Annotated in this window: 25 protein-coding genes; 14 read left to right on the plus strand and 11 right to left on the minus strand. The window is 62.7% G+C overall.

Features of this window, described 5'->3' with window-relative positions; translation table 11 throughout:
- Positions 1-113 precede the first annotated feature (113 nt).
- Entirely contained in the window at positions 114-1,358 is a 1,245-nt protein-coding gene (locus FJ970_RS07110; RefSeq protein ID WP_140754537.1) for an ROK family protein, read from the minus strand.
- Between the two features lie 268 nt (positions 1,359-1,626).
- Here FJ970_RS07110 and xylF point away from each other — a divergent pair, with 268 nt between their 5' ends.
- The 4 genes from xylF (at position 1,627) to FJ970_RS07130 (ending at position 6,763) form a co-directional block, all read left to right on the plus strand.
- Positions 1,627-2,667: a D-xylose ABC transporter substrate-binding protein gene (xylF, locus tag FJ970_RS07115; RefSeq protein WP_140754535.1), complete on the plus strand. Its 1,041-nt coding sequence runs from the start codon at positions 1,627-1,629 to the stop codon at positions 2,665-2,667.
- A gap of 143 nt (positions 2,668-2,810) precedes the next feature.
- Entirely contained in the window at positions 2,811-4,163 is a 1,353-nt protein-coding gene (locus FJ970_RS07120; protein WP_140754533.1) for a sugar ABC transporter permease, read from the plus strand.
- Between the two features lie 10 nt (positions 4,164-4,173).
- Positions 4,174-4,986: an ATP-binding cassette domain-containing protein gene (locus tag FJ970_RS07125; RefSeq protein ID WP_140754531.1), complete on the plus strand. Its 813-nt coding sequence runs from the start codon at positions 4,174-4,176 to the stop codon at positions 4,984-4,986.
- Between the two features lie 136 nt (positions 4,987-5,122).
- Entirely contained in the window at positions 5,123-6,763 is a 1,641-nt protein-coding gene (locus tag FJ970_RS07130; RefSeq protein WP_140754529.1) for a CHASE domain-containing protein, read from the plus strand.
- A 127-nt stretch (positions 6,764-6,890) separates the two neighbouring features.
- On the opposite strand, the gene FJ970_RS07135 is transcribed toward FJ970_RS07130, so the two are convergent.
- The 6 genes from FJ970_RS07135 to FJ970_RS07160 all read right to left on the minus strand — a co-directional run bounded on the left by FJ970_RS07135 (position 6,891) and on the right by FJ970_RS07160 (position 10,372).
- The gene (locus FJ970_RS07135; RefSeq protein ID WP_140754527.1) at positions 6,891-7,136 is read right to left on the minus strand and encodes a YMGG-like glycine zipper-containing protein; all 246 of its coding nucleotides are present in this window, start codon (positions 7,134-7,136) and stop codon (positions 6,891-6,893) included.
- A gap of 83 nt (positions 7,137-7,219) precedes the next feature.
- The gene (locus tag FJ970_RS07140; RefSeq protein ID WP_140754525.1) at positions 7,220-7,546 is read right to left on the minus strand and encodes a hypothetical protein; all 327 of its coding nucleotides are present in this window, start codon (positions 7,544-7,546) and stop codon (positions 7,220-7,222) included.
- Between the two features lie 150 nt (positions 7,547-7,696).
- A complete protein-coding gene (locus FJ970_RS07145; protein WP_181178214.1) occupies positions 7,697-7,873 on the minus strand; it encodes a hypothetical protein in 177 nt (58 codons plus the stop codon).
- Positions 7,874-8,007: 134 nt separating this feature from the next.
- Positions 8,008-9,042, minus strand: coding sequence for a sensor histidine kinase (locus tag FJ970_RS07150; RefSeq protein WP_140754523.1), 1,035 nt, complete (start codon positions 9,040-9,042; stop codon positions 8,008-8,010).
- A 161-nt stretch (positions 9,043-9,203) separates the two neighbouring features.
- The gene (locus FJ970_RS07155) at positions 9,204-9,368 is read right to left on the minus strand and encodes a DUF1328 domain-containing protein (protein ID WP_006203859.1); all 165 of its coding nucleotides are present in this window, start codon (positions 9,366-9,368) and stop codon (positions 9,204-9,206) included.
- 209 nt (positions 9,369-9,577) lie between these two features.
- On the minus strand, positions 9,578-10,372 hold the full coding sequence (locus FJ970_RS07160) for a response regulator (protein ID WP_140754521.1): 795 nt from the start codon (positions 10,370-10,372) through the stop codon (positions 9,578-9,580).
- A 219-nt stretch (positions 10,373-10,591) separates the two neighbouring features.
- Here FJ970_RS07160 and FJ970_RS07165 point away from each other — a divergent pair, with 219 nt between their 5' ends.
- Both FJ970_RS07165 and FJ970_RS07170 read left to right on the plus strand, forming a co-directional pair.
- Positions 10,592-10,795, plus strand: coding sequence for a NepR family anti-sigma factor (locus FJ970_RS07165; RefSeq protein ID WP_140755009.1), 204 nt, complete (start codon positions 10,592-10,594; stop codon positions 10,793-10,795).
- 3 nt (positions 10,796-10,798) lie between these two features.
- Positions 10,799-11,350: an RNA polymerase sigma factor gene (locus tag FJ970_RS07170; protein ID WP_010911883.1), complete on the plus strand. Its 552-nt coding sequence runs from the start codon at positions 10,799-10,801 to the stop codon at positions 11,348-11,350.
- Positions 11,351-11,394: 44 nt separating this feature from the next.
- Here the strand turns inward: FJ970_RS07170 and FJ970_RS07175 are convergent, their stop codons facing one another.
- Positions 11,395-11,775: a response regulator gene (locus FJ970_RS07175; protein ID WP_224591352.1), complete on the minus strand. Its 381-nt coding sequence runs from the start codon at positions 11,773-11,775 to the stop codon at positions 11,395-11,397.
- A gap of 425 nt (positions 11,776-12,200) precedes the next feature.
- Here FJ970_RS07175 and FJ970_RS07180 point away from each other — a divergent pair, with 425 nt between their 5' ends.
- From FJ970_RS07180 to FJ970_RS07190, 3 genes are all read left to right on the plus strand, one after another.
- Entirely contained in the window at positions 12,201-12,527 is a 327-nt protein-coding gene (locus FJ970_RS07180; protein ID WP_140754519.1) for a DUF883 family protein, read from the plus strand.
- Positions 12,528-12,537: 10 nt separating this feature from the next.
- A complete protein-coding gene (locus FJ970_RS07185) occupies positions 12,538-12,999 on the plus strand; it encodes a hypothetical protein (RefSeq protein ID WP_140754517.1) in 462 nt (153 codons plus the stop codon).
- 155 nt (positions 13,000-13,154) lie between these two features.
- A complete protein-coding gene (locus tag FJ970_RS07190) occupies positions 13,155-13,331 on the plus strand; it encodes a hypothetical protein (RefSeq protein WP_181178211.1) in 177 nt (58 codons plus the stop codon).
- Positions 13,332-13,396: 65 nt separating this feature from the next.
- Here FJ970_RS07190 and FJ970_RS07195 read toward each other — a convergent pair whose 3' ends face one another.
- The gene (locus FJ970_RS07195; protein WP_140754515.1) at positions 13,397-14,317 is read right to left on the minus strand and encodes a diacylglycerol/lipid kinase family protein; all 921 of its coding nucleotides are present in this window, start codon (positions 14,315-14,317) and stop codon (positions 13,397-13,399) included.
- 296 nt (positions 14,318-14,613) lie between these two features.
- Between FJ970_RS07195 and FJ970_RS07200 the strand changes: the two genes are divergently transcribed.
- Entirely contained in the window at positions 14,614-15,918 is a 1,305-nt protein-coding gene (locus tag FJ970_RS07200; RefSeq protein ID WP_140754513.1) for a PRC-barrel domain-containing protein, read from the plus strand.
- Positions 15,919-15,964: 46 nt separating this feature from the next.
- On the opposite strand, the gene FJ970_RS07205 is transcribed toward FJ970_RS07200, so the two are convergent.
- Positions 15,965-17,524 carry an alkaline phosphatase family protein gene (locus FJ970_RS07205; protein ID WP_140754511.1) on the minus strand — a complete coding sequence of 520 codons (1,560 nt, stop codon included), beginning with the start codon at positions 17,522-17,524 and terminating at the stop codon, positions 15,965-15,967.
- A gap of 223 nt (positions 17,525-17,747) precedes the next feature.
- Here FJ970_RS07205 and FJ970_RS07210 point away from each other — a divergent pair, with 223 nt between their 5' ends.
- The 4 genes from FJ970_RS07210 to FJ970_RS07225 all read left to right on the plus strand — a co-directional run bounded on the left by FJ970_RS07210 (position 17,748) and on the right by FJ970_RS07225 (position 20,763).
- On the plus strand, positions 17,748-18,680 hold the full coding sequence (locus FJ970_RS07210; protein ID WP_140754509.1) for a VOC family protein: 933 nt from the start codon (positions 17,748-17,750) through the stop codon (positions 18,678-18,680).
- Positions 18,681-18,684: 4 nt separating this feature from the next.
- Positions 18,685-19,305 (plus strand): alpha/beta hydrolase, encoded by a 621-nt coding sequence (locus tag FJ970_RS07215; RefSeq protein ID WP_140754507.1) that lies wholly within the window; start codon positions 18,685-18,687, stop codon positions 19,303-19,305.
- 2 nt (positions 19,306-19,307) lie between these two features.
- The gene (locus FJ970_RS07220) at positions 19,308-19,607 is read left to right on the plus strand and encodes a GNAT family N-acetyltransferase (protein ID WP_140708095.1); all 300 of its coding nucleotides are present in this window, start codon (positions 19,308-19,310) and stop codon (positions 19,605-19,607) included.
- Positions 19,608-19,704: 97 nt separating this feature from the next.
- The gene (locus FJ970_RS07225) at positions 19,705-20,763 is read left to right on the plus strand and encodes a dipeptidase (protein WP_140754505.1); all 1,059 of its coding nucleotides are present in this window, start codon (positions 19,705-19,707) and stop codon (positions 20,761-20,763) included.
- A 107-nt stretch (positions 20,764-20,870) separates the two neighbouring features.
- Here the strand turns inward: FJ970_RS07225 and FJ970_RS07230 are convergent, their stop codons facing one another.
- Complete coding sequence (locus FJ970_RS07230; RefSeq protein ID WP_140754503.1) at positions 20,871-21,131, minus strand: hypothetical protein; 261 nt, start codon at positions 21,129-21,131, stop codon at positions 20,871-20,873.
- Between the last annotated feature and the right edge of the window lie 2 nt (positions 21,132-21,133).

Raw genomic sequence — 21,133 nt, forward strand, 5'->3', positions numbered from 1 at the left:
GATGTCGTCCGAAAACCGCTTCACACTTTTCGACATCATGCTCTAGCAGGAGGCTCGAAATCTGGCGGGTAGTATGTCATGCCCCGTCGGAGTGATTGGGTTCGATCTTGGTCTCAGGCAACGTTCTTTCCCGCGCCCGCCCTTGCCTGCACGCCAGGCGCGAAAATCTCCTGGTCGACGAAGGTCAATGCGCGCATGGCGCAGCCTTCGCGGATGAGCGGCAGCTCGTTCGGCTCGGTGTCGAAGGAAATCGATTCCGAATGCTGGCCGCCGGCAGTCTGGGCGATGGCCTCGCGCAAGGCCGGCTCGATCAGGTCGAAGGCGGCGGCGCTGACGCCGACCATCGCAACCGGTGCCGGATCGATCAGCGCGAAAAGACTACCGAGGCCATAGCCCAGCGCCTCGCCGGCCTTGCGATAGGCTTCGCGCTCCGGTCCGTCCTTCTCCCTTGCCGTCGCGGCGAGTGTCCGCATTTGCGCGTCGCTGACATCGGCGACCGGCTCGGTGTCCTCACCAAGCTGCCTGGCGTTACGCCAGATAGCGTAGTTGCCGGCATAGGCCTCGACGCAGCCGCGCCGCCCGCAGCGGCAGAGCGCGCCGCCCGGGCGATGGATCATGTGGCCGAACTCGCCACCCGACGAATGCGTGCCGGTGAACAGCTCGCCCTTCAGCACAAGGCCCATGCCGATGCCGTGCGAGAGCAGGATGGCGATGAAGTCGTCGCGGTAGCGTTCGGGGTCGCGCCAGCGCAGCGCCACCGCCATCATGTTGCAGTCGTTCTCCACGGTGGCGGGGATGCCGAATTCGGCTTCGAGTATGTCGGCGAAGGCTATGTCCGTCTGCGGCGTGATCGGCGACCACAGCATGGCGCGCGCCTCGGTGTCGGTGATGCCCTGGATCGCCAACGCGATGCGGGCCACACTGCGGACATCGAGATCGGGATCCTCGAGGCGACGTCGTACTATTGCCGTGCATTCGCCGATCAGCGCCTCGCGCGACATGGTCAGCGTGTCCAGCCGGCGCTGTTCCTCGGCGACCACCTGGCCGGCATAATCGATGACGGCGACAGAGAGGAAATTCAGCGACAGCACCACGGTCATCACAGCCGCGGCCTCGGGGTTGAGGCCAAGGCCGACCTGTGGCCGGCCGCGTTTCAGTGAGCCGGCCTCGTTGGGCTTGCCTTCGGTCAGGATACCCTCTGCGATCAGGTCGGCTGATATCGCCGATATGGTCGAGTGGCTGAGGGCCGTGGTCGCGGCGATCTCGGTGCGCGAGGGCTGGCCACCCTGGCGCACGGCTGCAATCACCATTGCGCGGTTGCGCCGGCGCAGATCGTCGTGACGGATTCCGACCGACATGCTTTCCCACATCCTCCCCGTCGCCGTGGTTCCTGACGCCCCTCGACACCTCCGGCAACGCGTCGAATACTGGCAGAAGCGGCTGGTGCTGTCATTTATTTATTGCGGGACTCGAAAAAAGGTTCCCGGCACCTCAAAATGCATCAGAATCGATGTTGACAGCGTTCCGACGATGGACCAGTATTTTTTCGGGGCTCGAAAAAATAGGGCCTCTGTGCCGGCCTTCGGGCCAGTTTGGTCGCGCCATACGCGGCGCAGGGAGGATAACATGAAGAGATTCACAGTCGCCATTCTGGCGGGTGTCGCCATGTCGCTGACACTGGCGTCGGTCGCGCAGGCGAAGGACAAGGTCATCGGCGTTTCGTGGTCGAATTTCCAGGAAGAGCGCTGGAAGACTGACGAAGCCGCCATGAAGAAGGCGATCGAGGCCGCGGGCGACAAATACATTTCCGCCGATGCGCAGTCCAATCCCGGCAAGCAGCTGACCGATGTCGAAAGCCTGATTTCGCAGGGCGCCAATTCGCTGATCATCCTGGCGCAGGATGCGTCGGCCATTGGCCCGGCGGTACAGAAGGCGCTCGACGAGGGCATTCCGGTCGTCGGCTATGACCGCCTGATCGAGAACAAAGACGTCTTCTACCTGACCTTCGACAACAAGGAAGTCGGCCGCATGCAGGCCCGCGAGGTGTTCAAGGTGAAGCCTGAAGGCAACTACGTCTTCATCAAGGGCTCGGGCGCCGACCCGAACGCCGACTTCCTGTTCTCGGGCTCGATGGAAGTGCTGAAGGAAGCCATCGACAGCGGCAAGATCAAGAATGTTGGCGAAGCCTATACGGACGGCTGGCTGCCCGCCAACGCCCAGAAGAACATGGAGCAGTTCCTCACCGCCAACGACAACAAGGTCGACGCGGTGGTCGCGGCCAATGACGGCACCGCCGGCGGCGTCGTCGCGGCGTTGACGGCGCAGGGGCTCGCCGGCACCGTGCCGGTCTCTGGCCAGGACGGCGACCACGCCGCGCTCAACCGCATCGCGCTCGGCACCCAGACCGTGTCGGTGTGGAAGGACGCGCGTGAACTCGGCAAGAACGCCGCCGAGATCGCCTCGCAGCTCGCCGACGGCAAGAAGATGACCGACATCGCCGGCGCGAAGGATTTCACGACGCCTGGCGGCAACACCGTCAAGTCGCTGTTCCTGACCCCGGTCGCCATCACCAAGGACAATCTCAACCTCGTCATCGACGCCGGCTGGATCAAGAAGGACGAAGTCTGCGCTGGCGTCGCCGCCGGCACAGTCGCGGCCTGCAACTGAGTTTGACCGCTTGCAGAAGTGAAGGCGCCGCGGCCCCAAAGCCGCGGCGTTTTCTCAAAAAGATTTGTGTTTCCGCGTCGCGCGGATAGCTTCTAGGCTGGGTTCGGCATCCGCGTCAGACGGCCAGCCGGTTGGAGGAAATCATGACCGACACGACGTCCGACCTGCAGGCCGACACCGCGCGAGCCTCGGAACTCGGCGCGGTCGCCCGGTTCCTGAAAGCGACCGAGATCGACACCCGCATGCTGGGCATGATCGGCGCCCTGCTGCTGATCTGGATCGCGCTGCATGTGATTTCGAGCCTGCGTCTTGGCGTCAATCCGCTCGATTTCGACAGCCGCACGTTTCTCACGCCGCGCAACCTGTGGAACCTGTCGGTCCAGACGTCGGCGGTCGCCATCATGGCCTGCGGCATGGTGCTGGTCATCGTCATGCGCAACATCGACCTGTCCGTCGGTTCCGCCGAGGGCTTGATCGGCATGGTCATGGGCTTTGCCCAGGTGCATTTCCTGGTCCGGTTCGTGGGGCTTGAACTCGGCAATCCGTGGATCTGGGTGCTGGCGCTGGTCATCGGCCTGGCGCTCGGCCTTTTGATCGGCGCGTTCCAGGGCTTCGTGATCGCCTATCTCGAAGTGCCGGCCTTCATCGTCACGCTGGGCGGCCTGCTGGTCTGGCGCGGTGCCGCCTGGTGGGTCACGTCAGGCCAGACGGTGGCACCGCTCGACGCCACCTTCCAGCTGATGGGCGGCGGACCGGCCGGATCGATCGGCGCCACCTGGAGCTGGGTCGTGGGCATCGTTGCCTGCCTGGCCGTCGTGTTTGCGCTGTTCAACGGAAGGGTGCAGCGCAAGCGTTTCCGGTTCCCGCTGCGCCCGATCTGGGCCGAGACGCTGCTCGGCGTCGTCACCTGCGCCGTCATCATGGGCGCGGTGTGGCTCGCCAACTCCTATCCGTGGCCGATCGGCATCGTGAAGCGCTACGCGGCCGCCAACAACATCACCGTGCCCGAGGGCGGCCTGTTCATCGCCCACGGCATCGCCATACCGGTACTGATGGCGGTCGCCGTCGGTCTGGTCATGACCTTCATCACCAAACGCACCCGTTTCGGCCGTTATGTCTTTGCCATCGGCGGCAATCCGGAAGCGGCCAACCTCGCCGGCATCAACACGCGCTGGATCACCATGAAGGTGTTCATGATCATGGGCGTGCTGGCCACCATCGCAGCCGCCATTTCGTCGGCACGGCAGAACTCGGCCACCAATGTGCTTGGCACATTGGACGAGCTGCTCGTCATTGCCGCGGCCGTCATCGGCGGCACGTCGCTCGCCGGCGGCTCGGGAACGATCATCGGCGCCATGCTCGGCGCGTTGCTGATGCAGTCGCTGCAGTCGGGCATGGTGCTCCTCGGCGTCGACTCGCCGCTGCAGAGCATCGTCGTCGGCGCCGTGCTGGTCATCGCGGTGTGGCTCGACACAGTCTATCGCAAGCGGGTTTAGGGGTACGATCATGGCTGACAAGACCGCTCCCGCAACTGCCCCCACGGGCACGCCGCTGGTCGATATGCGCAACATCTCGATCGCCTTCGGCGGCATCCGCGCCGTCGACGACGCCTCGATCGATCTTTTCCCCGGCGAGGTCGTGGCGCTGCTCGGCCACAACGGCGCCGGCAAGTCGACGCTGATCAAGATCCTGTCCGGCGCCTACAAGCGCGACTCGGGCCAGATCTTCGTCAATGGCGAGGAGGCAGCGATCTCCAACCCGCGCGACGCCAAGAAATACGGCATCGAGACGATCTACCAGACGCTGGCGCTGGCCGACAATGTCGATGCGGCCGCCAATCTGTTCCTCGGCCGCGAGCTGATGACCGCCTGGGGCACGCTCGACGACGTCGCCATGGAGGCCGAAGCGCGCAAGGTGATGGGGCGGCTCAATCCCCGCTTCCAGCGCTTCAAGGAGCCGGTGATCAAACTGTCGGGCGGACAGCGGCAATCGGTGGCGATCGCACGCGCCATCCTGTTCAACGCCCGTATCCTCATCATGGACGAGCCGACGGCGGCTCTCGGGCCCCAGGAAACGGCGCAGGTCGGCGAACTGGTCAGGCAGCTCAAGTCCGACGGCATCGGCATCTTCCTGATCAGCCACGACATCCACGACGTGTTCGAGCTGGCCGACCGGGTCTGCGTGATGAAGAACGGCCAGGTCGTCGGCACGGCACGCACCACGGATGTCACCCAGGACGAGGCGCTGGGCATGATCATCCTGGGCAAATGTCCCCCAGGTGCCATACCGGGGCCGGGTGCGCTGAAGATCGCCGCCTGAGGCCAGCCAGGCTGCGTGTACGCCCCGTTGCCGTTCACGTGATATGCCAGTGATCACGATGGCTTGGCCTGACCATTGTGTTGGCCCGTCGACTTGCCCATAAAGGTCCTGTTTTGCTCAGGGACCGCATCATCCATTGAAGAAGCTTTTTCCAATCGTCGCGTTCATTGCCGTTGCATTGATCAGCATGACCATGGCGGGATTCGCTTATTTCGCGACGCAGGAAGCCGCCCGCATCAAGTTCGAAGGGGCGGCCGATGACGCCCTTAACCGGATCGAGAGCCGTATCGACCTGCATCTGTCGCTGCTGCGCTCCATGCAGGCCCTGTTCGACGCGCGCAACGGCGATATTTCCCAGAACGAGTTCAAGGCCTTCTTCAAGGCCCTGGATGTCGACAACAATTTCGCCGGCCTGCGCGGCATCGGCTTCCTGCGGCTGGTCAAGACGGGCGACGAGGCAGCGGTCGAACGCGAAATCCTCCACGATTTCGGCGCCAGCCACCCGGTCTATCCCGCTACGACGCAGCCCTGGCGCACGCCGATAGCGCTTTTCGAGCCGCTGGATCCGTCCAGCCAGGCCAGCATCGGTTACGACATGTTCAGCGAGCCGGTGCGGCGCGCGGCAATCGAAAAGGCGATGGCCGACGACCAGCAGCATGCAAGCGGGCTGGTGCAGCTCGGCCAGCACACGGGCGCCGCGCAGACCTTCACCGGCTTCCTGGTCTTCGTGCGGCTCAACGTCGAAACCGCGCCGGAGGTCATCAACGCCTCGCGATCCTCGACCGCCGGCTTCCTCTATGCGGCCTTCCGGACCCGGGACCTGTTCCAGATCGCGCTGAGCCGTGCGCCGCTGCTGCCGGTCAACACAGAGATCTATGATGGAGCGGTGAACGGCGACAATCTGTTGTTCCGCTCGGAGACGCCACCGGCTTCATCCCTGGGAGACCAGCTGCTGGTCACCCGCAAGATGACCGTGGCGGGACGCCCTTGGACCGTGTTGTTCAGGCCGACCAGCGCCTTCTCGCAACCCTCGTCGCGCGCCATCCCCGTAATGCTGGGGCTGTTCGGCCTGCTCCTGGCCGGCGCCATCGCGCTGGTGGCGCGCTATCAGGAGCGAGCCTATGACGCGGTGTCGGCCTTGCACGAAACGACGGAAAAGAGCCTGCTCGAAAAGGACCTGATGCTGCAGGAGATGAAGCATCGCATCAAGAACTCGATCACCAGGGTGCTGGCGATCGCGCGGCAGACGGCGTCGCGGGCAACCGACGTCAATGAGTTCTCCGCCTCCTTCTCGGCTAGGCTGCAGGCGATGGCCGCTTCGCAGGACATGTTGACGCGCTCACGCTGGCAGAAAGCCGACCTTGCCGATCTGCTGCGCATCGAGCTTGGCCAGGTGTTCGGCAAGGAACTGCCGGAGGGACTCCTGTCGGGCCCGGAGGTGCTGCTCGACGAAACCACGACGCAGGCGCTTGGCCTGACCTTTCATGAACTCGCCACCAATGCGCTGAAATATGGTGAAGCCGGCAATTCCGCCACTTCGTCCAAGGGAGATTGGGCGCTGAAGGTGGACTGGTCGCTGGTAGGGCGCGGGCGCGAGCGGATGTTGGCGCTGAACTGGCGGGAAGCCGGAAAAAACAAGGTCGAGGCGCCGGCCGTGACCGGATTTGGCACCAAACTGATCGACCTCAACGTCACGCGCGAATTGCGCGGCACGATCAAGCGCGATTTCCAGGCTGACGGCCTGAAGGTGGAAATCAGAATTCCGTTGGTCGGCTGAAATCCTGCCGATCGGCAACCAAGAAAATCCGGAGGTCGCACATGGCCCCCGGATCTGTATTCCATTAGAACGGTTCAGCGTTTGATAGAAATTGCCTAGCCGATCCTGGATTGCTCCAATCGCTGAATTAGTTGCAGCGGGCCGTGTAGATCCGGCCGCGATGATCGCGATACTGGCAGTAGCCGTTCTGCAACTTGCGAACCAGCAGGCCGGATCCGGCGCCGACAGCCGCACCGACCAGCGCGCCCTTGCCGCCGCCGACCAAGCCGCCGATACCGGCGCCGATCAAGCCGCCGCCGACGACGTCCTTCTCCGTGCTGGTGCAGCCGCTGACAGCAACCACCGCAACCATGGCAATAAGTATTTTCCGCATAGAGTCGCTCCTCACCTTGTGTCCACACTTTAGTAAGCTCCAACCGCCATTTAGCATGAAACGACGGCCTTTGCTGCTGCAATTTATTGTTGACTAAGGTCGTCTTTTTCTGGGCGGATCGTGTTCGATGCCATGACGAGGTTGGAAATGGCCAACGAAGCGTCAAGGTTACCGTCTGGCCGCACCTTCCAGACAATCTGATCGTAGTCGTCCTCCAAGGCGGGATCGACCGCGAGGCATTCGGCGACGACATGCTGCGCCTGCCCCTGCACGTGGCCCATCGCGAAGGGGCGCTCGGCGGTGCACTCGTCGGCAGTCGCAAAAACACTGACTGGGACCTGCAATTCCCGGCATTCGGCCATCGTGTTCGAGCAGCCGATCACCAGCAACAACGCGGCTATGTGTTCCATGACGGATGTCCTCTGGCCGCAATAACGGCCGACATCGTCAAAAAGTTCCTGTCATTTCCAACGGGTTACGCAAAAAAACTGCGGCCCCTCGCGATCGGAGGCGCGGCGGCGTTGATCGACCGGCGATTTCAACGGAGAGCAGGACCCAAGTCAGGTCAGCTGCCAAAGAACGGCCAGCAACATGATCGCGGCCAAGGCAAGAATGAGCCCCTTCATCGAACCCCTGCCTGCCTCAGGGTGTGTTTCCGCGGAGGATTCGGATTCCAGAAATTCGCCCATCGAAATCCGGGCGGCTTGTTCCAATATGTTCATGTCGGCAACCGTCAAGACATTCCTCCCGTACCGCGCTGCAAGCCTGCCAACAATGTCCGAAAGCGGGGCAGGTTCCGGCGGTATCTGGGAAAAAAAGCATCCACCCTCATGGTGAACAGCCGGTTAAGAATCGCTGCTTGCCGAGGCTTTCACTGCGTCTCGAAATTGTTGTGCGGAACGACAAGGCGGTATTCGAGATGGCCGTCGCCGATATCGAGGTTCGCGGTTCCGTTCAGGGACGCTGGCACCACCCGCTCCAACGCGACGCTGCCGAATCGCTTCTGACCGCCCCCATCGTCTTTGGTCCCTATCGTTTCGGCCCATGTCAAGGACAGGGTGACCTCCCCCGTGTCGGCGGCGTTGAGGTCGGCGGTGACCTCGACGAAACCATCCGGCCGAGACAGGGCGCCGTAGCTGACGGAGTTGACGGCGAGTTCATGCATCGCCAGGCCAATATGCAGCGCGGCGTTGGGATTGAGGTAGGGATTGGCGCCACGGAAGCGAAGGCTATGTGACGGATTCGCTCCGTAGCGGCCGACCTGGCTCGCCACCAGCTCATGAAGGGCTGCCCCTCGCCAGTTGGAGGATGTCACCAGATCCTGGGAGGACGCCAGCGACTGCAGCCGGCCGCGGAAGCGCTTCAGGAAGTCGCCGACGCCGTCGGAATAACGACCGGTCTGGGTCGCGATGCTCTGGATGATCGCCAGCAGGTTCTTCGAGCGGTGACTGACTTCACGCAGCAGCGTCGTCAATGTCTGTTCGCGCCGCTTCTGCTCGGTCGTCTCGACCATGGTGGTGACGACGCCTTGGACATCGCCATTGTCGCCTCGGTCGGCATCGACCCAGATCTGAAACCAGCGAACGCCATTCTCGACTGGAACACTGATTTCAAGGCGCTGAGGATCGCCGGTCGCAACCACATCGCGCTTGGCGGCGCCGATGCGGTCGGCCTGCGCCGTTGGCAGGATGCCGTTCCCGTCGACATCGTCGGAGGCCCAGGGCGCGCGCATGTTGCGGGCCCATACGGTCTTCATTTCGCGATCCTGATAGAGGACGGAAATGCCGGCATTGTGCAATGCGTGGAGAAGGGCTCGGCCAAGCTGCATGCCGCTTTCGGCGGGGTGCATGGCGATGACTTCATCGCGCGGTGCGCCTTCCGTTCTGTCTGAAGTCCTGGAGCGCATCGGTCAATTCGTCCATCCAACTCGGGCTGAACGGCTCACTGTCGAATGGGTTCCCCTGAAAGCGGTCCGCCGGACGGTATCCTTGAAGGACGCCGCCCGGCGGTGGCTGGAAACCGTTTGAGGGGTGCGGCTTCCAGTGTTCGCCTCATGAGCCGCCAGGCTCACGCCCGCCTGAACAGGCCGGCCAGAAGCGAAATAATCAGGAAAGCCAGGAAGATGAAGAACAATATCTGCGCGATACCGGCGGATGTGCCGGCAATGCCGCCGAAACCAAGCGCGCCGGCAATAATCGCCACGACGAGAAATACGAGCGCCCAGTAAAGCATGGTCCATCTCCTTCGAATGATACGGCAAAAACGTGGGTGGATGCGGTTTGTTCCACCATTCGCCGAAAAAGACGGTGCTTGCAAATCGTTCCGGGCAGCGCGGGCTGGGAAATTCGCCAGTGGCCGATCCGGCTTGTCAAAAGGGCCGCCGGATGAATCGCATCCAACGGCCTTTTGATGTCCCTCGTCCGGCTTCCGGAGCCCGCGATCTATGCGGCAGCCTTGGCCTGCCGGTCGAAGAACAGAGCCTGGCTGATCAGCGCCTTCACCATGTCGGGATTGAACGGCTTGGTCACGAGAAAGGCGGGCTCGGGGCGCTCTCCGGTCAGGAGACGCTCGGGGAAGGCGGTGATGAAGATTACCGGCACGGATGTCGACGACAAGATTTCGTTCACGGCCTCGATGCCCGAGCTGCCGTCGGCGAGCTGAATGTCTGCGAGCACCATCTTCGGTCGGGTCTTGCCGAACATCGTCACCGCTTCGGCATGGGTGCGCGCCGTTCCCACGACCCGATGACCGAGGCTCTCGACCATCTCCTCTATATCCATGGCGATCAGCGGTTCATCCTCGATGATCAGCACGTCGGTCGCCACCTGACGGGAAATCTCATTGCTTGCCTCGGCGAGCAACTCAGAGAACTCCTGGTCGCCGACATCGAGGATTTCGGCTGCCTCGTCCTCGCTGAAACCTTCGACGGCAACCAGCAGGAAGGCCTGGCGGGGAAGCGGCGCGATCGCATTGAGATTTGCGGCGGCGCGCTGCTCCCAGGCCGATTGCGTTTGCTCCTGCGGAACGCGGATGGCAACGGATGTGAAGAGCTTGGCGAAAACCTTGTACAAGGCGATCCGGTCACTCGACGCCTCCGGGAAGATGTCGACATCGGCGATGATGGCCTCAAGCATTGCGGCGACCAGCGCGTCGCCGCTCTCCTGCGATCCCGAGACGGCACGCGAGAAGCGCCGCAAGAACGGCAGATGCGGAGCGATGGTGGCGGACAAGCTCATGATGGACGTCTCCCTCAGATGACGCGGTTGGACGGATTGCAGCTCACGCCGATTGCGCCCCGCGGAAATAACGGCGCTTTTCCGAAAAAGTTCCACCGATATGGAACAAATCCGTGGCAATGGCGTTTGGGCGTCGGGATGGGCAACCAGACGAGGGTGCCGCTTGCCTTGTGTTGCGTTGGATACGAGCGGCTTGAGTTCTGGGAATATAAGGGCGAAATGAAGGACATGACGAAAGATATTCTGGCTGGTGCCGCGGGCAGGCGCCGGAATGGCGTCGGCGACCCTCTGGGGCCGAACTCCGAAATCGGACGCAAACTCAAACAATATTATGACGAGCTGGTCTCCGACAATGTGCCGGATCGCTTCGCCCAGTTGCTCAGACAACTGGAACAGGCCGAACCCGCACAGAAGAAGGACTGAGGCATGGCAGCGGTCTCCCAAGGCTTCAAGACCGATCTGCTTGGGGCAATCCCGAGCTTGCGGGCTTTTGCCGTGTCGCTGACACAGAATGCCGACAAGGCCGACGACCTCGTGCAGGAGACGCTGGTCAAGGCCTGGGACAAGCATGAGAGCTTTCAGCCCGGCACCAATCTCAAGGCATGGCTTTTCACGATCCTGCGCAACGAGTTCTATTCGCAGATGCGCAAGCGCGGCCGCGAGGTGCAGGACAGCGACGGCATCATGACGGCCCGGCTTGCGGTGCATCCGGCCCAGCATGGCCAGCTCGACCTCAAGGATTTTCGTGGCGCTCTCGAGCAATTGCCGGAGGACCAGCGCGAAGCCATCATCCTGATCGGTGCATCGGGCTTCTCCTATGAGGAGGCCGCCGAAATCTGCGGTTGCGCGGTCGGAACGATCAAGAGTCGGGTCAGCAGGGCCCGCACACGCCTGCAGGAGATCCTGAAAATCTCCGGTGAGGACGAGTATGGTCCCGATGCGATCTCGGCCCAGGTCACAGGGACGGCGGCACATTGAAATGCGGGCCGGATAACGGCAATTCGAATGTCGTTGCGTCGGTCTCAGCCAAGGGAGCCGCGACCGTAGGCCAGCGCCACGGCTTCGACGAGGTCTTCGCCTGAATACGGCTTGGTGACCAGCCTCACTCCGGGGAAGGATGCCTTGATCTCGCCCGCATCGGAATGACCGGACGCAAACACGAACGGGACGCCGGTCTCACGCAGGCCCGCGGCGAATTCGAGCGTCGAGGCGCCACCCAGCATCAGATCGACAATGGCCGCGTCGAAATGCGTCGCGATCTTCCGGCCGTCAATCTCGGCCAGGTCGCGGGCAACCACCACCTCGCCCGCACCGTGGTCGCGGCAGAGTTGCTCGACATCCATGGCTATGAGGAATTCATCCTCCAAGACAAGAATGCGCAATCCGTCAAGTAATTGGGGCACGGGCGATTGCTCCTTGAAACGTCGGGAGTCATGATCGTAATTTGGTGTGTTGTCATTTAAAAAAGCCGTGCGCCGGCGATAAAAGGCCGACCTTGGACAAGCGCGTAAAGCGGACCTGCTGGCGGCAGGCCTTTGCAAGGAGGAAATGCCAAGCCAGATCGGGCGTGTGCTTTTTCAAGCCGGCAATACCCTTGCGAGCCCGGCAATACCCTTGCGAGCAATGTCCGTTGCGGCTCTTGCCGGTGTTCCGGGAGTTCGGGAGACCGGAGCTTCTGGGCGAACGCCGCGGCCCGCTGATATGACGCGGCGCTTCTCGCCAGGGCGCCGAGGATGCACGTAACCGGGTTTTGGGGTAGTTTGTCCCCACATCGGAACCTTGAGACACACGGCGCGTTTGAAATCGAGCAATCACAAGGAGTTAAGCAATGGCAACCGCCGCAGGGAAAACCGCCAACGAAGCCCGGACGAATTCGGATCTTGAAGCCGATATCAGGCAGTTGAAGGCCGATATCGACAAGCTCACCAAGCAGCTGGCCAAGACCGGTGAACACGGCTACGGCACAGCGCGCCGGGCGGCGGCCGAAGGCGTCGAGCAGTTGCGCGCCCAAGGGGAAGCAGCCTTCGACAGCCTGCGCGGCAATGCCAGGGATATCGAGGCGCAGATGGTGGCAAGTGTACGCGAAAAGCCGGTGACGTCGCTGGCAATCGCCGCTGGCGTCGGCTTCCTGTTCGCGCTGCTCGCGCGTCGCTAGTTCCGCTGAGATGGGATTGCTGGCTTCCCTGCTCTCGGGTTTTGCCTCGGGTGAAACAATGGCTGCGGTGCGGCGCGCACGCACGGCGGCCATCGTCTACGCGCTTGCCGCGCTGGCGGCATTCTGCGGCTTCGGCTTCCTGGTCGGGGCAGCCTATATCTGGACATCGGCGCGCTATGGATCGCTGGCTGCCGCGGTTGGTTTCGGTGTCGGCTTCCTGGTGATCGCGGGCCTTGTTCTTTTGACCCACAGGCTGATGTCGGGCGCCCGGGTCCGCCGCGAGGCAAGGCGGCGCAAGGCCGACATGAAGGCGATCGGCATTACGGCCGCGCTCGCTGTACTGCCGACATTGCTCAAGGGAAAAGGTGGGCTCGGGGTTATTCTCGGTCCGGCCGTGGCACTCGCGGCCTACGCCATCTACCGCGAGAACGTGAAGTCCGACACCGGCCATCCGGAGGCCGGCGAGGAGTAGCAGCGCCGGGGCGGCCCGCCTCGTGTCACTTCGACAGATCTTCCAGCGCCATCCTTCCGGACCCGGCTCCCCGGAACCATCCTAGCAAGGAACCCGTTACCCGACCGTGATTTATCGAGTGCGCGGGTTGGCGCAGAACGAGACGAGGGCCGACCATGCCCAAGATCATTCCTGAAAACAAAGCACGCCAGGGGCGTTGGGGTTGGCACGGGTTGCGCATCCTGATCGCGGCGCTGCTTCTGGCATTCGTGGCATGGGGTGTCGCCGAAATATATGGCGAAACGGCCAAGACTCCAGCCACGGAGCAAGGAAGTGGGCCGAGCGGCGGTTAGAGTTTCGGCCGCCATCGCCAGAGATTGCGTCATCGCCAAAGACCGCGTCAGGGCCCGGGGCCACATCAGGCAGCCTTTGCCTTGGCAATGCTGGCCGGCACCAGGACGTTGAGCGCTCCGGGCCGGATTTCGATGGTCGTCTCCCGATCGAGCCTGACCAGTTCGCCATCCATGACAGCGCGAAACTTTCTGCCGCCGGAATGGATTTTCAGCACCGCACGGTCGGCCTGGTGGATTTCGACATGCTCATTGTCGCGCCACTTGCCGCGCGCCATGTTGAAGAAGAACTTGACCAGTTCGGCGCGCTGCTGCGCCACCGTGACATAGACGCCTAGCACGCCGCCCGCAGGGTTGTCGGCATAAGGCAAATGGCCTTCGCCGAACAGATTGTTGGTGACGCCGATGCCCGATATGCGCGCCGTCACCTCGGCGTCGCCAATGCCGAGCGTGACGTTCATCGCCGGCGGGTTCCTGATCGTCGCCCAAGCGGCCTTGGCCGAAGCACCGATCTTGCCCAGGCGCGATCCGAATTCCATCCCCTGGCGTAGCTGCACCATCTTGGCATGCATGCCGATCGAGAACTGATGGACGAATGGCTGGCCATTGGCCGTGGCCATGTCGACCGCGATGATTTCGCCGTCGGCGAAGGAGTCCAACGCGGCATCGAGCGACTGCGGAATGCCCAGACCGCGCGCGAACAGGTTCATCGTGCCGGCCGGCAATATGGCAAGCGCCTTTTTCTTGCCCATCAGCCTTGCGGCCGCGGCTGAGATGGTTCCGTCACCGCCGCCGGCAAGCACAACATCGACGGCGCGGCGCGACGCGGCGCTGTCGAGGGTTTCCACGATGTCCTTGCCGGCAACGATGTCGATGCTGAGAGAGTGGCCCGCCGATTCCAGCGTCTGACGCATCCGGTCCGAAAAAGCCGCGAGATCCACGGTGCGCAAGGTGCCACCGTCCCGGTTCAGCACCGCTGCAAACTTCATGCCCCGCTCCGCTCAAAACCTGGCCCGGGCGCCCAAGCCGGAGGCTGGAACGCAGCGGACCAGGAAAGGTTCCGGTTGCGCCGCAATCCAAGGCCAGAACCCAAGCCCGGAATCCAGGGTTGCGTCAGCTGGCGGATACGCATCCGTTTGGTGGGTCTTGGTCTCGAACGCCGCGGTTTTTTGTCGGAACAACAGCATGGTCACGACGTTGTGAACCTGTAGAGATGCCGCGTCCAATCTCCCCCGATGGGTCGACCGCACGCGGCGCACGAAATCAGGCACGAGGAGAGATTATCATGATCCGGACCCTTTTAGCGACGACTGCCCTTGCGACAATGGTCGCAACCGGGGCCTTCGCGCAGAGCGCTGCAACCCCAGCCCCGGCTAACCCGCCAGCCGCCCAACAACCGGCTGCGCCGGTGGTGCGGGCGGAAGGTAGCATCGTCACCAATATTATCGGTGCATCGGTCTATAATGGCACTGGCGACAATGCCGAGAATATCGGCAAGGTCACTGACGTCGTCTTTGACAAGGACGGCATGGCGAAATCCGTCGTCATCGGCGTCGGCGGCTTCCTTGGCGTCGGAACCAAAAACGTCGCTTTCGACTATGACAAGCTGCAATGGGCCGAGAAGAACGGTAACCGCTGGCTGGTGGCGCAGACGACCAAGGACGAACTGAAGGCGCATCCGGCGTTTGACAGCAAGGCTTATGCGCCGGCCCCGGCGGCATCGACAACTGCCCAGGCGCCAGCCACGTCGACCGACACCGCGCAGAAGCCCGCCGACATGAATGCGCAGCCGGTGAAACAGGCTGATGGCAATCTGGCTACGAACATCATCGGTGAAAATGTCTACAACGGGACAGGCGATGACGCCCAGAAGATCGGCGACGTTAACGACATCGTGCTGACCAAGGAAGGCAAGGCGCAATCGCTGATTATAGGCGTCGGCGGCTTCCTTGGCATGGGCGAGAAGAACGTCGCCTATGATTTCGCCAAGGCGAAGTGGGCGCAGAAGAACGGCAACCGCTGGCTGGTGGCGCAGACCACCAAGGAAGAACTGCAGGCGCAGCCGGACTTCAACCGCAAGGCCTATGATCCGGTGCCGGCAACGACGGCATCCAACGCGCCGGCGGCAACCGCGCCAGCCGCGGCACCTTCCGCCACGACAGCTCCCGCCGCCGCTCCGGCAGACAAGACGGCGGCGGCGCCAGCTGACGCCACGGCTCCCGACCAGACAAAGACCTCAGCCATCGATAAGTCGAAGCTGACGGAGATGCCGATTGGCGAGATCAGGGCTAACGATCTGAAGGGCACGACAGTCTATGGCGCCAATGACGCCAAGGTTGGCGAGATCGGCGATGTCGTGCTGACGCCCGACAAGAAAACCGATGCCGTGATCGTCGATGTCGGCGGCTTCCTCGGCATCGGCTCGAAGGAGGTCGCGGTTGGCATGGATAATTTGAAGTTCATGACCGACAAGAGCGGCAAGAAGTACCTTTATACGACCTTCACCAAGGAGCAGCTCGAGAAGCAAGCAGCTTACGACAAGGGCACCTACGCCCAGAAGCGCGACGAGCAGCGTCTGATGGTTCGGTAGGCAAGGATACTTCGACAGCTAAGGAAATGGGGCGGTAGGGAAATCCCTACCGCCCCGTATGCGACCTGGCATATCCAACCAATCCATTGTCCGTCAGCTCCGAGAGGGCAAGCGACTGGTCGAGATGTTCGGCCCGCCAGGCAAGCAGCCTTTCGGCGAATTCCAGCCGGGTGGAACGATGTGCCGGACTGTTGGCGAGGTTCTTCAATTCGCCAGGGTCGTCCTCCATGTCGAAAAGCAGAGGCGGCAAGCCGCCGCCAAAATGCACGTATTTGAATTTCCGTGTGCGGATGACAGCGAGGTTGCACTGGCGCGAGGTAATGCCGAAGTGCCGTTCGGCTTCTCCGTCCGCGATCGAGCGAAAGTCGAACTCCCAGTGCGCGGCGTCGCGCCAAACGGCGGGAGTTCCGCCGCTCAGGAAGGGTTTGAGCGAGCACCCGTCAAGATGCGGTTCGGGAGCCGCGCCGAGCAGGTCGATGAGCGTCGGCAAAATGTCGACCGCTTCGGTGAAGCAATCGACAGTGCTGCCGGCGGCCTTGCGATGGCGTGGGTCGTGGACGACCAGTGGGATGTGGTAGCTGCCGTCGAAATAGCCGCCCTTGCCCAGCATGAAATGGTCGCCCATCATTTCGGCGTGGTCGGAGGTGAGCACGATGATGGTGTTGTCCCAAGCGCCTTCGGCCTTCAGCGCTTGCCATAGGCGGCCGAGCTGCGCGTCGACCTCCGAGATCATACCGTAGTAGATTGCTCGGATGCGGCGGAAATCATCCTCGCTCCAGTCCTGTACCTTGCCCGTGGCGCCGGGGCGGAACTTCGCGCGGTTTTGCCGGCCGAGATCATAGGCGATGTAGGGGTGGCCCTGAGATTCGGCTCGCCAACTTTCCGCACGGTGAAAAGCGGGGCCGTCCGCCGGATCGTATCGGGTGTTGTACGGTTCCGGCACGATGAAGGGCGGATGCGGGCTGATAAAGGAAAGATGCGCAAACCATGGCGCGGCCTCCTCTTGCTCGCCCAGCCAGCGGATGAATTCGCCGGCAAGGAAGGCGGTCGGCGTCTGGTCCTTCGAGTAGACGGGCGGCGCTTCAGTCACCGCGCCGTCCGCCTCGCCCACGGGACGATGGATATCAGGACTTCCAGCGCCGGCATCGATGCCCTGCTGCTTCAGCCAGGACAACCACTGCTTCTGATGTTCGGGCAGCAATTGGCGCACCGTGAAGCCAGGCAGCACGCCTTCATAGCTGTGCAGCCGTGGATCGGCCGGTGCAAGCTGGCGCGGGTCGAGCGACACATCGGTATAGCCGAACAAGGTCGGATCGTAGCCCACGCTGCGCGCCGCAAGCGCAATATTGCCATGGCGGGCATCGAGCGGCGTGCCGTTGCGGCAGACGCGGTTGTTCATCTGGTAGAGGCCTGTGTAGAGGCAGGCACGCGCCGGCGAGCATGGAGCCGAGCCGCCGTAATGGCGCTTGAACAGGACACCTTCGGCGGCCAGCGCATCGGCATTCGGCGTCTTCACCTGGGGATGGCCGGCAGCCGACAGGCAATCGCCGCGCCACTGGTCGCAGGTGATGAGGAGGACATTTGGCCGCCTGCCTTTTCCAGTCACTTTGCTCTCCCCTCCAGTACGTTCGGTGAGCACATGGAACCGATTTCCATCAACCGCGCAAGACCAGGCTGTTGACCGGATGGTGAACAAGAATCCGATTATTGTTCACTTATACAGCACAGTCCATTCTGTGTTTGCCGCCTTTGCCGTGGATGCAGGTATCCTCATATTGGCGTGGACAGCGGCGAGGGCCGCACAAACACCAAGGGAAGGAGCAAAGACCATGCTCGACCAGATCAGGGGCCTGCATCACGTCACCTCGATGGCCAGGGATGCACGGCAGAACAATGATTTCTTCACCCACAAGCTCGGCCTACGCCGGGTCAAGAAGACGGTCAATTTCGACGCGCCGGACGTCTATCACCTCTATTACGGCGACGAGGTCGGAACGCCGGGTTCGGTGATGACCTATTTTCCGTTTCCCAACATCGGTAAGGGCCGCCATGGGGTCGGCGAAGTCGGTACCACGGTCTACTCCGTGCCCGAAGGCACGCTCGCCTATTGGGAAAAACGCTTCACCGACGAAGGCGTAACCAATGTCTCCCGCGAGGAAAGCTTTGGCGAGAAGCGGCTCGGATTTGCCGGTCCGGACGGCGACGGCTTTGCCCTTGTCGAGGACAAGGCCGACAGCAGAGCGCCATGGGTGAAGGGCGGCATTCCGGCAGACGAGGCGATCCGCGGTTTTCACTCGGTTTCGCTCAGGCTGAAAGATGGTGGCGCCACCGAGGAGCTGCTGAAGTTCATGGGCTACGAGGAGGTCGACAAGTCAGGCAATGTCAGGCGGCTCGCCGTCAAGAACGGCAATGGCGCCGATGTCGTCGACATCGAATCGCTGCCGACCGCGCCCTTCGCCGATCTCGGCGCCGGCTCCGTCCACCATGTCGCTTTTGCCGTCGAGAACCGCGCCAAGCAGCTCGAAGTGCGCAAGGCGCTGATGGATACGGGCTATGGCGTGACGCCGGTGATGGACCGCGACTATTTCTGGGCGATCTATTTCCGCACGCCGGGCGGCGTGCTGTTCGAAGTGGCCACCAACGAGCCGGGCTTCGACCGTGACGAGGACACCGCTCATCTCGGCGAGGCGCTGAAGCTGCCCACGCAGCATCAGCACCTGCGGCCCTATCTCGAACAGCATCTGCAAAAGCTGGAGGGCTGAGGCGATGAGCAAGGACGCTTTCATCCACAAAGTGCTACCCGGTTCGCCGGGTGGCCCGCTGCTCTTCGTCTTCCATGGCACGGGCGGCGACGAGAGCCAGCTTGTATCGCTGGGGCGCGATCTCGCGCCCCAGGCGACCATCATCTCGCCGCGCGGCGATGTCTCCGAACAAGGTGCCGCGCGTTTCTTCCGCCGCACCGGCGAGGGCGTCTACGACATGGACGACCTGGCGCGGGCGACGGCCAAGATGGCTGAATTCGTCAAGGCCCATGTCGAGGCGACGACGCCATCGGCCGTGCTGGGCCTCGGCTATTCCAACGGCGCCAATATCCTGGCCTCGGTGGTGTTCGAAGCCCCTGGTCTGTTCGATGCCACGGTACTTATGCATCCGCTGATCCCGTTCGAACCTGAGGTCAAAGGCAGCCTTGCCGGTCGTCACATCCTGGTGACCGCCGGCAGGCGCGATCCGATCTGCCCGCCGAACCTGACGGCGCGGCTCGAAGCCTATTTGCGTGCCGATGGCGCCGATGTCACAGTGGAGTGGCACGAAGGCGGGCACGAGGTGCGGCCAAACGAAATCGAGGCGGCGCGGCGGCTTTTTGCCGGTGTCGCCCAAGGAGTCTAAAGATGCCCGATCAACTGCCAGAGATCGAACTTGAGGATCGCGGCTCCAAGGGTCGCTATGTCCTGCGCGGCCCCGGCGGCGCCGAGGCCGAGATGACCTTCACCAAGATCGGCGAGCACCAGCTCATCATCGACCACACCGAAGTGCCGGACGCCTTTCGCGGCCAAGGCGCCGGGCTTCGGCTCGTCACCCGCGCCGTCGAGGACGCGCGGGCAGCGGGCAAGAAGATCATCCCGCTATGCCCGTTCGCCAACGCCCAGTTCCGACGCCATCCGGAATGGGCCGACGTGCTGAAGCAATAGGTCGGACGGGCTTTGTCATTTGCGCGGGTAGCACATCCTGCCTAAGTGGGTATGATATATCGCTCCCGCGCCGATGAACGAACCGAATGACCCCCCGATGACCGAATCCGACCTCGTCCCCGTCTTCGACGGCCATAATGATACGCTACTGAGGCTCTATCAGTCCAAGGACAGCGACGTCGAAAAGCTGTTCATCGAAGGGAAATCAGGCGGCCATATCGACCTGCCGCGCGCCAGGGCCGGAGGTTTCGCCGGCGGCATGTTCGCCATCTTCCCGCCGCCGGTCGAGAAAGCGCGGCGTAGCGCCGTGCCTTCGGCGCCGAGCGACAGCGAGCCGCTGCCGCCCGAGGTTCCGCGCGCCGATGCGCTCAACTCGACGATCGCCATGGCGTCCATCCTGTTCCGGCTGGAGCGCGCCGGCGCATTGGCGATCTGCCGCAGTGCCGGCGATGTGCGCAATGCCATGGCACAGGGCACGATTGCCGCAGTCTTCCACATCGAGGGCGTCGAGGCGATCGATCCCGAACTCACCATGCTCGACGTTCTGCATGCCGCGGGCCTGCGTTCGCTCGGCATCGTCTGGAGCCGGCCGAATGCGTTCGGCAATGGCGTGCCGTTCCGCTTTCCGTCCTCGCCCGACACCGGACCTGGCCTGACCGATGCCGGCAAGGCGCTGGTCAAGGCCTGCAATGAACTGAAGATCATGATCGACCTCTCGCATCTCAACGAGAAGGGCTTTCGCGATGTTGCAGCGCTCAGCGATGCGCCGCTGGTCGCCACCCACTCCAACGTGCATGCGATCTGCGGCCACTCGCGCAATCTGACCGACTGGCAGCTCGGGGCGATCCGCGAAACCGGCGGCATGGTCGGCCTCAACTTCGCCACCGGCTTCCTGCGCGAGGACGGCCGCATGAATGCCGACACCAGCCTCGACATCATGGTGCGCCATATCGATTCCCTGTTGCAGGCCTTGGGCGAGGACGGCGTCGGTCTCGGTTCGGATTTCGATGGCGCCATGATCCCGGCCGTCATCGGCGACGTCGCTGGCCTGCCGAAACTCATCGATGCGCTGGCAGCGCGCGGTTTCGGCCGGGCGCTGATCGAAAAGATCGCCTACCGCAACTGGCTGAGCATGCTGGAAAGAACGATAGGTTAGAGCAGTTCCAGGAAAAGTGCGTAGCGGTTTTCCGTCCGGAATTGCGTAAAACAAAGAGTTAGACCGGTTCAGCGATTCCACCAATCGCTGAACCGGTCTAAAGTGGCCTATTCGAAGCCCATGCGTTTCAGCCAATCCTTGCCGACGCCGCGATCCCTGATGATCGGCAACGGGTTCTCCGCATCGAGCCGCGCGCAGATGCGATAAACCTCGAGCGTCTCGGCGCTCATCTCGTGCTGCTTGTAGAAGAACATGGCGGCGGCATAACGCGTGCGGCCCGACCATTTCTCGCCGAGCGGCGTGTTGACCAGTTCCCACTGTTCGGCGGCTTCGCCATCTTCCTGCTGCTTGTCCGCTTCGTCGGTCATGC

Origin of the sequence: Mesorhizobium sp. B2-1-8, from assembly GCF_006442545.2 — a bacterium.
Classification (GTDB): Bacteria; Pseudomonadota; Alphaproteobacteria; order Rhizobiales; family Rhizobiaceae; genus Mesorhizobium.

Bases quoted from the DNA above. Each gene is read 5' to 3' on its own strand.
- FJ970_RS07110 (WP_140754537.1), bottom strand. From the start codon at position 1,358: ATGTCGGTCGGAATCCGTCACGACGATCTGCGCCGGCGCAACCGCGCA.
- xylF (WP_140754535.1), top strand. From the start codon at position 1,627: ATGAAGAGATTCACAGTCGCCATTCTGGCGGGTGTCGCCATGTCGCTG.
- FJ970_RS07120 (WP_140754533.1), top strand. From the start codon at position 2,811: ATGACCGACACGACGTCCGACCTGCAGGCCGACACCGCGCGAGCCTCG.
- FJ970_RS07125 (WP_140754531.1), top strand. From the start codon at position 4,174: ATGGCTGACAAGACCGCTCCCGCAACTGCCCCCACGGGCACGCCGCTG.
- FJ970_RS07135 (WP_140754527.1), bottom strand. From the start codon at position 7,136: ATGCGGAAAATACTTATTGCCATGGTTGCGGTGGTTGCTGTCAGCGGC.
- FJ970_RS07140 (WP_140754525.1), bottom strand. From the start codon at position 7,546: ATGGAACACATAGCCGCGTTGTTGCTGGTGATCGGCTGCTCGAACACG.
- FJ970_RS07150 (WP_140754523.1), bottom strand. From the start codon at position 9,042: ATGCGCTCCAGGACTTCAGACAGAACGGAAGGCGCACCGCGCGATGAA.
- FJ970_RS07155 (WP_006203859.1), bottom strand. From the start codon at position 9,368: ATGCTTTACTGGGCGCTCGTATTTCTCGTCGTGGCGATTATTGCCGGC.
- FJ970_RS07160 (WP_140754521.1), bottom strand. From the start codon at position 10,372: ATGAGCTTGTCCGCCACCATCGCTCCGCATCTGCCGTTCTTGCGGCGC.
- FJ970_RS07165 (WP_140755009.1), top strand. From the start codon at position 10,592: ATGAAGGACATGACGAAAGATATTCTGGCTGGTGCCGCGGGCAGGCGC.
- FJ970_RS07170 (WP_010911883.1), top strand. From the start codon at position 10,799: ATGGCAGCGGTCTCCCAAGGCTTCAAGACCGATCTGCTTGGGGCAATC.
- FJ970_RS07180 (WP_140754519.1), top strand. From the start codon at position 12,201: ATGGCAACCGCCGCAGGGAAAACCGCCAACGAAGCCCGGACGAATTCG.
- FJ970_RS07185 (WP_140754517.1), top strand. From the start codon at position 12,538: ATGGGATTGCTGGCTTCCCTGCTCTCGGGTTTTGCCTCGGGTGAAACA.
- FJ970_RS07190 (WP_181178211.1), top strand. From the start codon at position 13,155: ATGCCCAAGATCATTCCTGAAAACAAAGCACGCCAGGGGCGTTGGGGT.
- FJ970_RS07195 (WP_140754515.1), bottom strand. From the start codon at position 14,317: ATGAAGTTTGCAGCGGTGCTGAACCGGGACGGTGGCACCTTGCGCACC.
- FJ970_RS07200 (WP_140754513.1), top strand. From the start codon at position 14,614: ATGATCCGGACCCTTTTAGCGACGACTGCCCTTGCGACAATGGTCGCA.
- FJ970_RS07210 (WP_140754509.1), top strand. From the start codon at position 17,748: ATGCTCGACCAGATCAGGGGCCTGCATCACGTCACCTCGATGGCCAGG.
- FJ970_RS07215 (WP_140754507.1), top strand. From the start codon at position 18,685: ATGAGCAAGGACGCTTTCATCCACAAAGTGCTACCCGGTTCGCCGGGT.
- FJ970_RS07220 (WP_140708095.1), top strand. From the start codon at position 19,308: ATGCCCGATCAACTGCCAGAGATCGAACTTGAGGATCGCGGCTCCAAG.
- FJ970_RS07225 (WP_140754505.1), top strand. From the start codon at position 19,705: ATGACCGAATCCGACCTCGTCCCCGTCTTCGACGGCCATAATGATACG.
- FJ970_RS07230 (WP_140754503.1), bottom strand. From the start codon at position 21,131: ATGACCGACGAAGCGGACAAGCAGCAGGAAGATGGCGAAGCCGCCGAA.